The sequence below is a fragment of the Streptomyces sp. NPDC015242 genome (assembly GCF_043079125.1).
GTDB lineage: Bacteria > Actinomycetota > Actinomycetes > Streptomycetales > Streptomycetaceae > Streptomyces.
Genome location: NZ_JBIBUF010000016.1, coordinates 14,833 through 29,128, shown reverse-complemented (window position 1 = coordinate 29,128; position 14,296 = coordinate 14,833). Strand labels below are relative to the sequence as shown.

Genomic DNA, 14,296 nt, shown 5'->3' with positions numbered 1-14,296 from the left:
AACAAGGGCGCGTTGGTGTCCCCGGTGACCCGGACGGCCCACCGGCGGGGCCCCTCGCGGCCCGGGCGGCCTGTGACAGCGGCGTGACCGGAGCGCGTCAAGAGCGCGACACCGGCCCGGATAGGGTCGTCCCATGCGCGATCTGGGGACGGGTTTCCGGTACTTGCTCAAAGGCCAGCGATGGGTGGCCCGGCACGGCAGGCAGTACGGCTTCGGGCTGCTCCCGGGCCTGATCACCCTGGTGCTGTACGCGGGGGTGCTCGTCGCGCTGGGCGTGTGGGGCGAGGACGCCGTCGCCTGGTCGACGCCCTTCGCCGACGACTGGCCGAACCCGTGGCTCGGGCTGTTCCGCGGCTTCCTGACCGCCGTGCTGTTCGCCCTCGCGCTGCTCCTGGCCGTCGTGACGTTCACCGCGGTGACGCTGCTGATCGGGCAGCCCTTCTACGAGAACCTCTCCGAGAAGGTCGACCGGGACGTCTCCCCGGACGGGCACGCCCCCGAGTCCGGCCTGCCGCTGTGGCGGGAGCTGTGGATCTCCGGCCGCGACAGCCTGCGGATCGTCGTGCGGGCCGCGCTGTGGGGCGTGCTCCTGTTCGCCTGCGGCTTCATCCCGGTGGTCGGGCAGACGGCCGTGCCCGTGATCGGGTTCTTCGTCACCGGCTTCTTCCTCACCGAGGAACTCACCGCCGTCGCCCTCCAGCGCCGGGGTGTGGAGCTGCGCAGCCGCCTGACGCTGCTGCGCTCCCGCAAGACCCTGGTCTGGGGCTTCGGCACGCCCCTGGCCGTGTCGTTCCTGGTGCCGTTCGTCGCGGTGTTCCTGATGCCGGGCGCGGTGGCCGGCGCCACCCTCATGGCGCGGGAGCTGCTGGGCGAGGAGATCCGGGAGAGCGACGAGGGTGGCGACCAGGCGGTCAAGACGCTTCGGTAGCCGCCTCCGTGGCCACCGTCAGGATCGTCCTCACCTGAGCGATGATGTCCAGCCGGTTGCGCACGAAGTCCGGGTCGGTCACCTCGGTGGTGTTCCCGGCGCCGAACTGCAGGACCGGGGTGTGCACGTGCCCGCCCGGCAGGACGTCGTGCAGGCCGAGCCGGTCGCGCAGCAGGGTCGCCCGGTAGGCGATCTCGTTGGAGAGGTAGTCCCCGCCGCCGCCCGCGCGCGCGGTCGAGCCGGGGGTCGGCCCCTCGGGGCGCACGACGGGCTGCGTGCCGCCCGCCGGGATCTCGGTGACGCTCGTGTTGTCGTACACGGGGAAGCGGCCGGTGGGCGCCGCCACGATCGCCGCGTACGGCAGCGTGGTCGTCGTCCACTGGGGCTGCGAGGCGGGGTCGGTGACGGGGACCGTCTCGGTGCGGCCGACGTTCTCGTTGTCCCCGAAGCCGCCCCGCCAGGCCCCGTTGGTCCGCTCGATGTCGAACCGCCCGACGCGGCCCTGGCTCACGGTCGTGAACAGGTCGACCTTCCCGAGGTGCGGCCGCAGGGCCCGCTCCACGGTGCCTTCCGTGAAGTCCCGCCAGCGCACCGGGAACACGGCCGTCTCGATCCGGGCCGGTCCGTCCGCGGTCTCGACGACCGTGCCGTCGAGGGCGAGCGCGGTGGCGCCGGAGGGGTTGGAGATGCGGATGTCCCGGTCCAGGGTGAACGGGTCGAAGCCGGTGAGCAGGATGCGCTTCAAACCCTTGCCGTGCGGGTAGCGCACGGCGCTCTGGCCGCGCGACGTGCGCTCCAGCTCGTCCAGCAGCGCGGCCCGCTGCCCGTCCGTCAGCCCGAACTCCGGCTCCCAGGTGCGCACTTCCCGGGTCATGCCGAGCCGCGCCCAGTACAGCGGCCGGTCGTCGTCCCGGCTCAGGTCACCGCCGGCGGGGCCGCGCCCCTGCGCCCGGTCCACGGCCCGCCGCCACAGCTGTGCCCCCTCGCGGGCGACGACCCGGCGCGCCTCCCCGTAGGAGCCGGCCGTGCCGAGCGCCCGGGCCAGCCGCGGGGCCACGGCGTCGAACCCGGACCGGCGCAGGATCTCCTGCGGGGCGGCCCGGTCGAGCCGCTGCTCCTCGACGGTGGGGGAGGGGGCCGCCTCGGCGGCGCTCGCCGACGGGGGAACGGTGAAGCCGGTCAGCAGCGCGAGGCCGAGGACGCCGAGGCGAACGCGTATGGAGTTCAAGGGGGTTGGGCCTTCCGTCACGGTGGGGGTGGCGTGGTGCCGGACGGCGGCAGTATCGCGTGACGGGAGTGGTCCACGCCATGGGGATCAGCGGGGGATCCTCGCCGCCGCCTCCCGCAGCGCGGCGAGGAAGGCCGCGGCGGCCGGCGTCGGATGCCGTCCCCGCACGCTCGCCGCGTACACCGCCCGGGCCGGCCCGCCCGTGTCGAGCACCCGAAGCAGCCTGACGTCCGGGCGCATGGACCCGGCCGCGAGCGCCGGTACCAGCGTCAGCCCGAGACCGGCGGCGACATGGCCCTGCTTGGCCGTCCACTCGCCGACGACGTGCGCGACCCGCGACCGGCATCTCCCGGCTGGAGGAATACGGTGCCGTGCGGCGGGAGTCCCTCACCGGCACCCCGCCGGCCGGCATGACCTTCGAAGCGTCCCGGCTGTTCCGCCCGGAGGCGCTCGTGGAGGTGGAGGCCGTGGCGGCGGTGCCCGCCCGCTGAGTCAGCCGCCGCTCTCGCCCAGCAGCGTCAGGAAGTCCCGGAACGCCGACGCCATGTCCACCGACTCCGGGTCCAGCAGCCACTGGTACTGCAGCCCGTCCAGGACCGCGACCAGGAGCGGGGCGGCCCGCTCGGGGGTGAGCCCGCCGGGCAGACGGTCGCCGTACTCGGCGCGCAGCACGTCCGCCATGCCGGCCCGCACCCCGACGTAGCGCTCGGTGAAGTAGGCGCGCGCCGGGTGCCCTTCGGTGACGCTCTCGCCGAGCAGTGCCGAGAAGGTCTGGACGATGGCGGGCCGCATCGCGTTGTACTCGACCAGCGAGGCCAGCAGGTCCAGGCGCAGCCGGCCGGCGGGCAGCGCGTCCCAGCGGTCCCGTTCCTGAAGGACCGCCACGAGCAGGGCCTCCTTGGTGGGGAAGTGGTGCAGCAGGCCCTGCTGGGTCAGTCCGACCCGGTCGGCGACCGCCGCCAGGCTCGCTCCCCGGTAGCCGCGCTCGGCGATCACCTCCAGGGCGGCCCGCACGATCTCCGCGCGCCGCTCCTCGCTCCTCGTCCTGGCCGTCATGGCGTCACCGTACGGCACCCCGAACACCTGAATGTCACGGGCGGATAACGAAACCTACCGTGTCACAGGTTCCGGGTGCACGATGGTGACGTCCAGCGGCTTTCGACGTGGAGGTGCCGACGTGGCGGAGACAGCGGAGGAACGGCGCGAGGTGGCCGTCGAGGCGGCCCTCGGCAAGCTCGACCTGGACGCCAGGACACGGCTCCTGGCCGGCCAGGACATGTGGAGCCTGCCCGCGCTGCCGGAAGCGGGCCTCGCGTCCCTGGTCATGTCCGACGGCCCGGTCGGCGTCCGCGGGGTGCACTGGAGCGCCGACGACCCGTCCGTCGCCCTGCCCTCCCCGACCGCACTCGCCGCCACCTGGGACCCGGACCTCGCCCACCGGGCCGGCGTCCTGCTCGCCCAGGAGGCCCGCCGCAAGGGCGTCCACCTGCTGCTCGCCCCCACGGTCAACCTCCACCGCTCCCCGCTGGGCGGCCGCCACTTCGAGGCCTACAGCGAGGACCCGTACCTCACCGGCCGGATCGGCGCCGCCTACGTCCGCGGCGTCCAGTCCGGCGGCGTCGGCACCACCGTCAAGCACTTCGTCGCCAACGACGCCGAGACCGACCGCCTCACCGTGAACAACCTCGTGAGCGAACGCGCCCTGCGCGAGCTGTACCTGGCCCCCTTCGAGGCGATCGTCGAGAACGCCCACCCCTGGGGCATCATGACCGCCTACAACTCGGTCAACGGCCCGACCATGACCGAGCACCACCACCTGGTCAACGAGGTCCTGCGCGGCGAGTGGGGCTTCGACGGCGTCAACGTCTCCGACTGGACCGCCGCCCGCTCCACCACCGGCGCCCTCACCGGCGGCCTCGACATCGCCATGCCCGGCCCCGGCACCGTCTACGGCGAGAACCTGGCGCGCGCCGTGCGCGCCGGCGAGGCCGACGAGGCGCTGGTCGGCGAGGCCGTCCGCCGCGTGCTGCGCCTCGCCGCCCGGGTGGGCCTCCTGGAGGGCGCCGACCCCGTCGTCACCGGACCGCCCCCGGAGGTCGACGGCGAGGCCCTCGCCCGCGAGATCGCCCGCCGCTCCTTCGTCCTCGTCCGCAACGAGAACGGCGCCCTGCCGCTGAAGCCCGGCCGGGTCGCGCTGACCGGCGCCGCGGCCCGCGACGCCCGCGTCCTCGGCGGCGGCTCCGCCACCGTCTTCCCGGCCCGGACCGTCTCCCCGCTCGACGGCCTGACCGCCGCCCTCCCCGAGGGCGCCCTGACCTACACCCTCGGCGCCGACCCCAACACCGAACTCCCCGTCGCCGACGCGGGCTTCGAGCTCCGCGCCGTCTGCCGGGACGCCGACGGAACCGTCCTCGGCACCCGCTCCGCCCCCAGCGGCCACATCCAGTGGATGGGCGCCGACCTCCCCGACGGCGTCACCCACGAGAAGCTGCACAGCGTCGAGCTGACCGGCACCTTCACCCCGCGCGAGACCGGCACGCACACCTTCGGCATCAAGGGCCTCGGCCCCTTCCGGCTGACCGTCGCGGGCACCGCGTACTACGACGACGTCCAGCGCCCCGACGGGGACGACCCGTTCCTCACCTTCTTCGGCCCGCCCGTGCCGCACGCCCGGGTGGACCTCACCGCCGGGGAACCCGTCGAGGTCTCCCTCACCCACACGGTCCCGCCGCCGGACGGTCACCCCATGCGCGTCATCGGCTTCACCCTCGCCCACCAGGACCCGCAGCGCGACCCGGACGCACTCATCGCCGAGGCCGCCGCGTCCGCCCGGGACGCCGACACGGCCGTCGTCGTGGTCGCCACCACCGAGCGCGTCGAGTCCGAGGGCTTCGACCGCACGGACCTGCGCCTGCCCGGCCGCCAGGACGACCTCGTGCGCGCCGTCGCCGCCGCCAACCCGAACACCGTCGTGGTCGTCAACTCCGGCTCCCCGGTGGAACTGCCCTGGCGCGACGAGGTCGCCGCCGTGCTGCTGTCCTGGTTCCCCGGCCAGGAGGGCGGCGCGGCCCTCGCGGACGTCCTCACCGGCGCCCACGAGCCCGGCGGCCGCCTGCCCACCACCTGGGGCTCCCTGGCCGACGCCCCGGTCACCCGGGTCGTCCCGGAGAACGGCGAACTCCCCTACGACGAGGGCGTCTTCATCGGCTACCGCGCCTGGGAGAAGCACGGCCGCACCCCCGCCCACCCCTTCGGCCACGGCCTCGGCTACACCGACTGGACCTACGAGTCGGTCGAGGTCGCCGGGACACCGCACGGCACCACCGCGAAGGTCCGCGTGCGCAACACCGGAGACCGCCCCGGCCGCGAGGTCGTCCAGCTCTACCTCGCCCCCGGCGAGGCGGACCCCACCCGCCCGGCCCGCTGGCTGGCCGGCTTCGCGAACGTCGAGGCCGCCCCCGGCGAGACGGCCGAGGCGACCGTCGAACTGCCGCGCCGGGCCTTCGAGATCTGGGACGAAGCGACCGACTCGTGGTCGTTTGTGAAGGGTTCGTACGAGATCCAGGTCGGACGCTCGATCGCCGACCGCAGGATCACCGCGACGATTAACGTCTGATCCGGGACGAGTTCCCCACCTGGCAGCCCCGGTCCGGGACCTGACCTCCGGACCGGGGCTCATGGGTTCACCGAGGACGTCCGTCCCGGGGCTACCGCACCCCGAACCCGTACACCGTCTCCGAGCGGAACACCTCGCCCGGCCGCAGCACGGTCGTCGGGAAGTCCGGCCGGTTCGGCGCGTCGGGGAAGTGCTGCGTCTCCAGCGCGACGCCGTCGCCGGGCGCGAACGGCCCGTCCAGGTGGTCGCCGGTGTAGAGCTGGAGGCCGGGCTCGGTCGTCGCCACCGTCAGCACCCGCCCGGACGCCGGGTCGTGCAGCTCGGCGACCTCCACCGGAGCGTCCGTCACGCCCTTGTCGAGCACGAAGTTGTGGTCGTATCCGCCGCCCACCTTGCGGGCGGCACGGAAGTCGAAGCGCGTGCCCGACACGTCCCGCGGGTCCCCGGCCGGGATCAGGTCCGCGTCGACCGGCGTGTAGCGGGAGGCCGCCAGCCGCAGCTCGTGACCGCCCGCGTCGCCGGAACCGGCCAGGTTGAAGTAGCTGTGGTTCGTGAGGTTCACCGGGGTCGGCGCGTCCGTCACCGCCTCGTACGCGATCCGCAGCGCCCCGTCCGCCCGCAGCGAGTACGTCGCCGCGACCTCCAGCCGCCCCGGGAAGCCCTCCTCGCCGTGCGGACTGACCCGCGACAGCCGCACACCGTGCTCGACCGGGGTCACGTCCCACACGCGCTTGTCGAAGCCACGCGCCCCGCCGTGCAGCGAGTTCGGCCCGTTGTTCGGTTCGAGCGCGTACGTCCGCCCGTCCAGCGTGAAACGGGCACCGGCGATCCGGTTGGCGTACCGCCCGACCAGGGCGCCGAGATACGGCTCCGGATGCGCGAGGTAGCCGTCGAGGTCCGGAAAACCGAGCACCACGTCGGCGGCCCGGCCGGCCCGGTCCGGCACCCGCACCGACTGCACGATCCCGCCGTACGAGAGCACCCGCACCCGTACACCCGCCCGCTCCAGGGTCCAGCGGTGCACCGGCGTCCCGTCGGGAAGTGTGCCGAAGAGTTCGCTCATGTGCGGAACTCTAGGTGAGCGGCTTTTCCGCCGTGACGGCGCGGTACGCGATCTCCGCCAGCCGGGCCTGTCCGTCCACGCTCGGGTGGAAGTAGTCCCAGCGGCTCAACTGGGCCGTGCCGAAACGGTAGTCGTACACCGCGCCGCCGTCGTGACGGCACCGCTCGTCCCGGGCGCAGACCTCCCGCAGCACCTTGTTGTACTCCTCGACCCGCTTCTGCACCGTGTTCCGCCGCAGGGCCGCCGACGCGTCCAGGGCCTGGGCGTCGCCCAGCATCGACGGGCAGATGCCCAGCCGCCAGACCTGTCTGGCCATCGAGCTGGTACGGCCCTCGGACCACAGCCGCTTCAGATCCGGCACGCTCGCCACGAACACCTGGGTCTTGGGCAGGGCCTTGCGCAGGGAGCGCAGGGCATCCTCGAAGTCGGCGCGGAAGGCGGAGACCGGGGTCATCGCGGAGGGCGTGGCCCGGCAGGCGTCGTTCGCCCCCATCAGCACCGTCACCAGCTGCGGCTTCCGCCGCACCGCCTGGGCCATCTGCCCGGGCAGGTCGGCCATCCGCGCTCCGGTCACGGCGTAGTTCCAGCTGTGCCGGGCGGCACCGGTCTTCCCCAGCAGCCGCACCGCGAGCGAGTCGACCTCGGGGCTGGCGCCGGTCGCCCAGGACGCCTCAGGGCAGTCCGACAGCACGTCACAGGCGTCGAAGGCGCGCGTGATGGAGTCGCCGACGGCGGCGACGGAACCCGGGCTGCGGTCCCACGGGGGCGTCGGCTCCGGGGACGGCTTCGCGCTCCGGGCCGGGGCGGCGGAGTCGCCTCCCACGGCATCACACCCGGCCACGCCCAGCACGGCCGCCGCGACCACGGCGAGAACACCCCGTGAACGGTGGCTCAGCGTCCGCATCCCTGCTCCGTCCCCTCGCCCGGCCGTCTCTTCCTCCCCAACCCATGAGACCGCACGAGGGTTCCCGGCCGATCAGGTGCAACGGCTCACACCCGTACAAGCGTCCCCCTGGGTGAATGGCGGGAGTTTCCCGGCACCTGGACCGACCGTACGTCACACTCCTCGCGCCCCCGCACGGTAGCCTCGCCATCAACGTGACCCGCCCGGTCACCGCCGTACCGCCCGTTCCAAGATGGTCCGCACTGCCCGGAGGTTCCGGTGACGACACGTGGAGTTCTGTACGTGCACTCGGCGCCGCGCGCGCTGTGCCCGCACGTCGAGTGGGCCGTCGCCGGGGTGCTCGGCACACGCGTCAGCCTGGACTGGATCCGGCAGCCCGCCGCGCCCGGCACCTGGCGTTCGGAGTTCTCCTGGCAGGGCCAGGCCGGCACGGCGTCCAAACTGGCCTCCGCGCTGCGCGGCTGGCACCTGCTGCGCTTCGAGGTCACCGCGGAACCCTGCCCCACCGCCGAGGGCGAGCGCTACAGCTGCACCCCCGACCTGGGCATCTTCCACGCCGTCACCGGCATCCACGGCGACATCCTCATCCCCGAGGACCGGCTCAGAGCGGCCCTCCAGCGCAGCCGGCAGGGCGAGACCGACCTGGAAGCCGAGCTGAACAAGCTGCTCGGCAAGCCCTGGGACGACGAGCTGGAACCCTTCCGCTACGCGGGCGAGGGCGCCCCGGTCCGCTGGCTCCACCAGGTGGTGTGAACGCCTTCAGGGGACGCGCCCCTCAGGGGCGCGGGGAACTGCGCGACCAGCCCCCACCCGCCCGCACCCGCACACAACACGACGCGAAACGGCGAGTGGCCCGGACTCACGGAGAGTCCGGGCCACTCGCCGTAAAGGCGAATCAAACCGTCCGGAACGCCAGCACCACGTTGTGCCCACCGAACCCGAACGAGTCGTTCAGCGCGGCGATCCGCCCGTCGACGGGCAGCTTGCGGGCCTCACCCCGGACGACGTCGGCGTTCGCCTCGGCCTCGGGGTCGAGGTTCTCCACGTTGATCGTCGGCGGAGCCACCCGGTGGTACAGCGCGAGCACCGTCGCCACCGTCTCGACACCGCCCGCGCCACCGAGCAGATGGCCGGTCATCGACTTCGTCGCCGACACCGCGATGTGGTCGGCGTCGTCACCGAACACCTTCCGCAGCGCCTTCAGCTCGGCGATGTCACCGGCCGGCGTCGACGTCGCGTGCGCGTTGACGTGCACGATCTCCGCCGGGTCCAGGTCGGTGCGCTCCAGCAGGTTCTGCAGGGCGTGCGAGATGCCCCGCCCCTCCGGCTCCGGCTGCACGATGTCGTGCGCGTCCGCGGAGATGCCCTGCCCGACCGCCTCGGCGTACACCCGGGCGCCGCGCTTGGCGGCGTGCTCGGCGGACTCCAGGACGACGACACCGGCGCCCTCGCCGAGGACGAAGCCGTCACGGGCGACGTCGTAGGGACGCGAGGCGCCCTGCGGGTCGTCGTTGTTCTTGGACATCGCCATCATGTTGCCGAACGCGGCGATGGGCAGCGGGTGGATCGCCGCCTCCGTGCCACCCGCGACGACGACGTCGGCGCGGCCGGTGCGGATCATCTCGATGGCGTAGCCGATGGCCTCGGCGCCCGACGCGCAGGCGGAGACCGGGGTGTGCACGCCCGCCCGGGCGCCGACGGCCAGACCGACGTTGGCCGACGGGCTGTTGGGCATCAGCATGGGAACGGTGTGCGGGGAGACGCGGCGGACGCCCTTCTCCTTCAGCACGTCGTACTGGTCGAGCAGCGTCGTCACGCCGCCGATGCCGGAGGCGATGACCGCGCCGAGCCGGTCGGGGTCGACGTTCGGGTCCTCGCCGGCCTTGGCCTCGAAACCGGCGTCGGCCCAGGCCTCCTTGGCCGCGACCAGCGCGAACTGCGCCGAGCGGTCCAGCCGGCGGGCCTGGGGCCGGGGGATGACCTCGGTCGGCTCCACGGCGACCGGGGCCGCGATCTTGACGGCCTGGTCGGCCGCCCAGTCCTGCTCCAGGGGCTTGACGCCGGAACGTCCGGCGACCAGGCCCTCCCAGGTAGAGGCTGCGTCGCCACCCAGCGGTGTGGTTGCGCCGATACCGGTGACGACCACGGTGCGATTGGTCGAGCTCACGGGAATTCTTTCTCCAACGGATCCGAGGATTAAGCGGCGCCACCGCCGGGTGGCGGGGCAGTCAGCCCAAGGGCCTGATCGGTCGATCAGCTCTGGTGCTTGAGGATGTAGTCGGTCGCGTCGCCGACCGTCTTGAGGTTCTTGACGTCCTCGTCGGGGATCTTGACGTCGAAGCGCTCTTCGGCGGCGACGACGACCTCGACCATGGACAGCGAGTCGACGTCCAGGTCGTCGGTGAAGGACTTGTCCAGCTGGACGTCCTCAACCGGGATGCCGGCGATCTCGTTCACGATCTCGGCGAGACCGGCGACGATCTCTTCCTGAGTGGCGGCCATGTTGGCGCTCCTTCGTAGATATCCAGAGGGTGTGGCAGGTGGTTCTTCCCGTCCCGGACCGCATGATCCGGCACGGAGTGCCTAGGGGAGGGTAACGACAGTCGCGGCGTAGACGAGACCCGCCCCGAAGCCGATGACGAGCGCGGTGTCGCCGCTCTTCGCCTCGCCGGTCGCCAGGAGCCGCTCCATCGCGAGCGGGATCGAGGCGGCCGAGGTGTTGCCGGTGGTGCGGATGTCACGCGCGACCGTGACGTGCTCCGGCAGTTTCAGGGTCTTCACCATCGAGTCGATGATCCGCACGTTGGCCTGGTGCGGGATGAAGACGTCCAGGTCGTCCACGGTGATCCCGGCCGCGTCCAGCGCCTGCTGGGCGACCTTCGCCATCTCGAACACGGCCCAGCGGAACACCGCCTGGCCTTCCTGGGTGATCGCGGGGAACTTCTCGACCGTCCCGTCGCGGTAGTCCGTCCACGGCACGGTCTGCTTGATGGTGTCGGACTTGTCGCCCTCGGAGCCCCACACGGTCGGGCCGATCGCCGGCTCCTGGGACGGGCCGACCACGACCGCGCCCGCGCCGTCGCCGAACAGGAAGGCCGTCGCACGGTCCTCCAGGTCGGTCAGGTCGCTCAGCCGCTCGACGCCGATCACCAGGACGTACTCCGCCGAACCTTCGACGATCATGCCCTTGGCGAGGGTCAGGCCGTAGCCGAAGCCCGCGCAGCCGGCCGAGATGTCGAAGGCGGCGGCCTTGGCGGTGCCCAGCTTGTCGGCGATCTCGGTGGCGACGGCCGGCGTCTGCTTGAAGTGCGAGACGGTCGAGACGATCACGCCGCCGATCTGCTCCGCGGAGATGCCCGCGTCCGCGATGGCCTTGCCGGACGCCTCGATCGACATCTGCGCGACGGTCTCCTCGGCGGAGGCCCAGTGCCGCGTCTCGATGCCGGAGCGCGAGCGGATCCACTCGTCGGAGGAGTCGATCGTCTCCAGGATCACCTCGTTCGGCACCACCCGGGTCGGCCGGTAGCCGCCGACACCGAGGATCCGCGCGTACGGGGCACCCTTGCCGGGCTTGATCTTCGCCATGCTCTCGGGCTCCTTCTCAGGCACTGTGCTCGGCGATGAGCTCGCGAGCCGCGTCGAGGTTGGCGGGGGTCTTCAGGGCCAGCGTCTTCACGCCGGGCAGGGCCCGCTTGGCGAGACCGGTGAGGGTCCCGCCGGGGCACACCTCGATCAGGGCCGTGACCCCGAGCTCCTTGAAGGTCTCCATGCACAGGTCCCAGCGGACCGGGCTGGCGACCTGGCCGACCAGCCGCTCCAGCACCTCGCTGCCGGTGGCGACGGTCTGTCCGTCCTTGTTGGAGACGTAGGTGACCTTCGGGTCACCGGTGCCCCGCGCTTCGGCGGCGGCCTGCGCCAGCTTCTCGACCGCGGGGGCCATGTGCCGGGTGTGGAACGCGCCGGCGACCTTGAGCGCGACGACCTTGCGCACGCCCTCGGGCTTGTCCGCCTCCAGGGCGGCGAGCTGCTCCTGGGTGCCGGCCGCGACGATCTGCCCGGCGCCGTTGATGTTCGCCGGGGTCAGGCCCAGCTTCTCCAGGTGCGGAACCGTCACGTCGGGGTCGCCGCCCAGCAGCGCCGCCATGCCCGTCTCGACGGCCGCGGCGGCCTCGGCCATGGCGAGACCGCGGGCGCGGACCAGGCGGAGCGCCTCCTCGTGCGGAAGCACCCCGGCGAGCGAGGCGGCGGTGAACTCGCCGACGCTGTGCCCGGCGAGCGCACCGACCTTGCGCGGAAGGTCGGCCGGGTCCTCGAACAGCAGGGACGCGGACACCATGCCGGCCGCGACGAGCAGCGGCTGCGCCACCGCGGTGTCGCGGATCTCCTCCGCGTCGGCCTCGGTGCCGTAACGGATCAGGTCGATCCCCGCGGCGTCGGACCATGCCTCCAGGGCACCGCGGACACCGGGGAGGTCGAGCCATTCGGTCAGGAAGCCGGGCGTCTGGGCGCCTTGGCCGGGAGCGACGAGTACGAGCACTCTCACACTCTCTCTTGGGTACGGGCACGGCCGCCCGTGGGGACAGGGACGAAGAACACGAGGGGGTTTTGTCGAGCCCCGACAAAACCTTAGGGCTGGAGATCTCCATCGACCAGACGCCCCAGGATCAGCGCGATCCGCAGCGTGAACGCAGAGCGTACATCGGAGGGTGACCAGCCGGTGACGTCAGTCACACGTCGGAGCCGGTAGCGGACGGTGTTGGGATGCACGAACAGCATCCGGGCCGCGCCTTCGAGGCTGCTCGCCTGTTCCAGGTAGACGCTCAGGGTCTCCAGCAGCGCCGCCCCGGCCTCCTCCAGCGGTCTGTAGATCTCCTCCACCAACTGCTCGCGGGCCGAGGGGTCACCGGCGATCGCCCGCTCCGGGAGCAGGTCGTCGGCCAGCACCGGGCGCGGGGCGTCCTGCCAGGCGGAACACGCCTTCAGACCCGCGGCGGCGGCCTGCGCGGACCGGGTCGCGGCCTGCAGGTCGGCCACCACCGGACCGGCCACGACCGGCCCGGCGGCGAACGGGCCGATCAGCGACTTGGCGACGGCCAGCGGATTGTCGCTGCCGCCCGCGATCACGACCAGCCGGTCGCCGAGCACCCCGGTCAGCACCTGGAGCTTGGCGTGCCGGGCCGCCCGCCGTATGGCCTCCACGGTCAGCTCGCTGTCCCCGTCGGGCGCCGTGCCGAGCACCACGCAGACGTGCTCGGGCGAGTTCCAGCCGAGGGCGGCGGCCCGGGAGACGGCGCCCTCGTCGGCCTCGCCGCTCAGCACGGCGTTGACCACCAGGGACTCCAGCCGGGCGTCCCAGGCACCGCGTGCCTCGGCGGCCTGCGCGTACACCTGGGCGGTGGCGAAGGCGATCTCGCGGGCGTACACCAGCAGCGCCTCGCGCAGGATGCTCTCGTCCCCGGGGGCCGCGACCTCGTCGATCGCGGACTCCATCACCTCGATGGTGGTGCGCACCATCTCCACGGTCTGGCGCAGAGTGATGGCCCGGGTCAGCTCGCGCGGCGCGGTGCCGAACACGTCGGTGGAGATGGCCTGGGGGGCGTCCGGGCGCCGGAACCACTCGGTGAACGCGGCGATGCCCGCCTGCGCGACCAGACCGATCCAGGAACGGTTCTCCGGGGGCATCGCCCGGTACCAGGGCAGCGTCTCGTCCATCCGCGCGATGGCCTGCGCCGCGAGCGATCCGGACGACTTCTCCAGTCGCTTCAGCGTCGCGGCATGCGGGTGGACGGGACGGGCTGCGGCTGCGTTCTTGCTGGTTTCGGGTTCGGGCACGGGGACAAGACTGCCTTATCCGGACGGGAGGGTGGGCCGCCGGGTCTACGGTGGTCCTCGTGATGGACATTCGGCGCGCCGGCGAGCGCTACCAGGGCGGCGACCCGGCGGCCGGAATCGAGACCCGGCACGCCTTCTCCTTCGGGTCCCACTACGACCCGGACAACCTCCGCTTCGGCGCGGTGCTCGCCTGCAACGAGGAGCGGCTCGCGCCCGGCGCCGGGTTCGACGAGCACCCGCACAGCCACACCGAGATCGTGACGTGGGTGGTGGAGGGCGAGCTGACGCACCGCGACTCCACGGGGCACGAGACGGTGGTCCGCCACGGCGACGTGCAGCGGCTCAGCTCGGCGGGCGGCGTGCGGCACGTGGAGCGCAACGACGGGCCGGAGCCCCTGACCTTCCTCCAGATGTGGCTCGCCCCGCTGCACCCCGGCGGCGACCCGTCCTACGAGGTCGTCCGCGGCATCGCCGACTCCACGCCCTACGCCGTCCCGGAGGCCGGCGCGATGCTGCACGTACGGCGGCTCCAGGCGGGGGAGCGGACGGCGGTGCCCGACGCGGCGTACGCGTACGTGCACGTCGTACGCGGCCGGGTGCGCCTGGCCGGCGAGGAGCTGGGCGCCGGCGACGCGGCCCGGATCACCGGCGCCGAGGGGCTGGAGGCCGACGCCGTGACGCGGGCCGAGCTGCTCGTCTGGGAGATGGCCTGAAGCTCCGGGCCG

At 73.0% G+C, this 14,296-nt stretch carries 14 protein-coding genes; 4 read left to right on the top strand and 10 right to left on the bottom strand.

The window, feature by feature from the left end; all coding sequences use genetic code 11:
• The first annotated feature begins 133 nt into the window (after window positions 1-133).
• Window positions 134-928, top strand: coding sequence for an EI24 domain-containing protein (locus ACF07N_RS35755; RefSeq protein WP_392120988.1), 795 nt, complete (start codon window positions 134-136; stop codon window positions 926-928).
• Here the strand turns inward: ACF07N_RS35755 and ACF07N_RS35750 are convergent.
• The 3 genes from ACF07N_RS35750 to ACF07N_RS35740 form a co-directional block, all read right to left on the bottom strand.
• Window positions 912-2,156, bottom strand: coding sequence for a pyroglutamyl peptidase (locus tag ACF07N_RS35750; RefSeq protein ID WP_392120986.1), 1,245 nt, complete (start codon window positions 2,154-2,156; stop codon window positions 912-914). The two genes, ACF07N_RS35755 and ACF07N_RS35750, sit on opposite strands and share 17 nt — an antisense overlap.
• A gap of 87 nt (window positions 2,157-2,243) precedes the next feature.
• The gene (locus ACF07N_RS35745; RefSeq protein ID WP_392121017.1) at window positions 2,244-2,519 is read right to left on the bottom strand and encodes a LysR substrate-binding domain-containing protein; all 276 of its coding nucleotides are present in this window, start codon (window positions 2,517-2,519) and stop codon (window positions 2,244-2,246) included.
• 129 nt (window positions 2,520-2,648) lie between these two features.
• Window positions 2,649-3,230: a TetR/AcrR family transcriptional regulator gene (locus ACF07N_RS35740; RefSeq protein WP_392120985.1), complete on the bottom strand. Its 582-nt coding sequence runs from the start codon at window positions 3,228-3,230 to the stop codon at window positions 2,649-2,651.
• A gap of 64 nt (window positions 3,231-3,294) precedes the next feature.
• Between ACF07N_RS35740 and ACF07N_RS35735 the strand changes: the two genes are divergently transcribed.
• On the top strand, window positions 3,295-5,772 hold the full coding sequence (locus tag ACF07N_RS35735; protein WP_392120983.1) for a glycoside hydrolase family 3 protein: 2,478 nt from the start codon (window positions 3,295-3,297) through the stop codon (window positions 5,770-5,772).
• A gap of 91 nt (window positions 5,773-5,863) precedes the next feature.
• Here ACF07N_RS35735 and ACF07N_RS35730 read toward each other — a convergent pair whose 3' ends face one another.
• Both ACF07N_RS35730 and ACF07N_RS35725 read right to left on the bottom strand, forming a co-directional pair.
• Entirely contained in the window at window positions 5,864-6,835 is a 972-nt protein-coding gene (locus ACF07N_RS35730; protein WP_392120981.1) for an aldose epimerase family protein, read from the bottom strand.
• A 10-nt stretch (window positions 6,836-6,845) separates the two neighbouring features.
• Window positions 6,846-7,739, bottom strand: a complete 894-nt coding sequence (locus tag ACF07N_RS35725) for an SGNH/GDSL hydrolase family protein (protein ID WP_392120979.1) — start codon at window positions 7,737-7,739, stop codon at window positions 6,846-6,848.
• Window positions 7,740-7,997: 258 nt separating this feature from the next.
• On the opposite strand from ACF07N_RS35725, the gene ACF07N_RS35720 reads away from it, so the two are divergent.
• Window positions 7,998-8,492 (top strand): DUF3145 domain-containing protein, encoded by a 495-nt coding sequence (locus ACF07N_RS35720; protein ID WP_031111976.1) that lies wholly within the window; start codon window positions 7,998-8,000, stop codon window positions 8,490-8,492.
• Window positions 8,493-8,634: 142 nt separating this feature from the next.
• On the opposite strand, the gene fabF is transcribed toward ACF07N_RS35720, so the two are convergent.
• The 5 genes from fabF to fasR form a co-directional block, all read right to left on the bottom strand.
• Window positions 8,635-9,906, bottom strand: a complete 1,272-nt coding sequence (gene fabF, locus ACF07N_RS35715) for a beta-ketoacyl-ACP synthase II (RefSeq protein WP_383586384.1) — start codon at window positions 9,904-9,906, stop codon at window positions 8,635-8,637.
• An 86-nt stretch (window positions 9,907-9,992) separates the two neighbouring features.
• Window positions 9,993-10,241, bottom strand: coding sequence for an acyl carrier protein (locus ACF07N_RS35710; protein WP_121746777.1), 249 nt, complete (start codon window positions 10,239-10,241; stop codon window positions 9,993-9,995).
• Between the two features lie 81 nt (window positions 10,242-10,322).
• Window positions 10,323-11,324, bottom strand: a complete 1,002-nt coding sequence (locus ACF07N_RS35705; RefSeq protein ID WP_392120976.1) for a ketoacyl-ACP synthase III — start codon at window positions 11,322-11,324, stop codon at window positions 10,323-10,325.
• A gap of 16 nt (window positions 11,325-11,340) precedes the next feature.
• Window positions 11,341-12,276: an ACP S-malonyltransferase gene (locus ACF07N_RS35700; protein WP_392120974.1), complete on the bottom strand. Its 936-nt coding sequence runs from the start codon at window positions 12,274-12,276 to the stop codon at window positions 11,341-11,343.
• An 89-nt stretch (window positions 12,277-12,365) separates the two neighbouring features.
• Window positions 12,366-13,571, bottom strand: coding sequence for a fatty acid biosynthesis transcriptional regulator FasR (gene fasR / locus ACF07N_RS35695; RefSeq protein ID WP_383323055.1), 1,206 nt, complete (start codon window positions 13,569-13,571; stop codon window positions 12,366-12,368).
• A gap of 62 nt (window positions 13,572-13,633) precedes the next feature.
• On the opposite strand from fasR, the gene ACF07N_RS35690 reads away from it, so the two are divergent.
• Window positions 13,634-14,284, top strand: a complete 651-nt coding sequence (locus ACF07N_RS35690; protein ID WP_392120972.1) for a pirin family protein — start codon at window positions 13,634-13,636, stop codon at window positions 14,282-14,284.
• The last annotated feature ends 12 nt before the right edge of the window (window positions 14,285-14,296 follow it).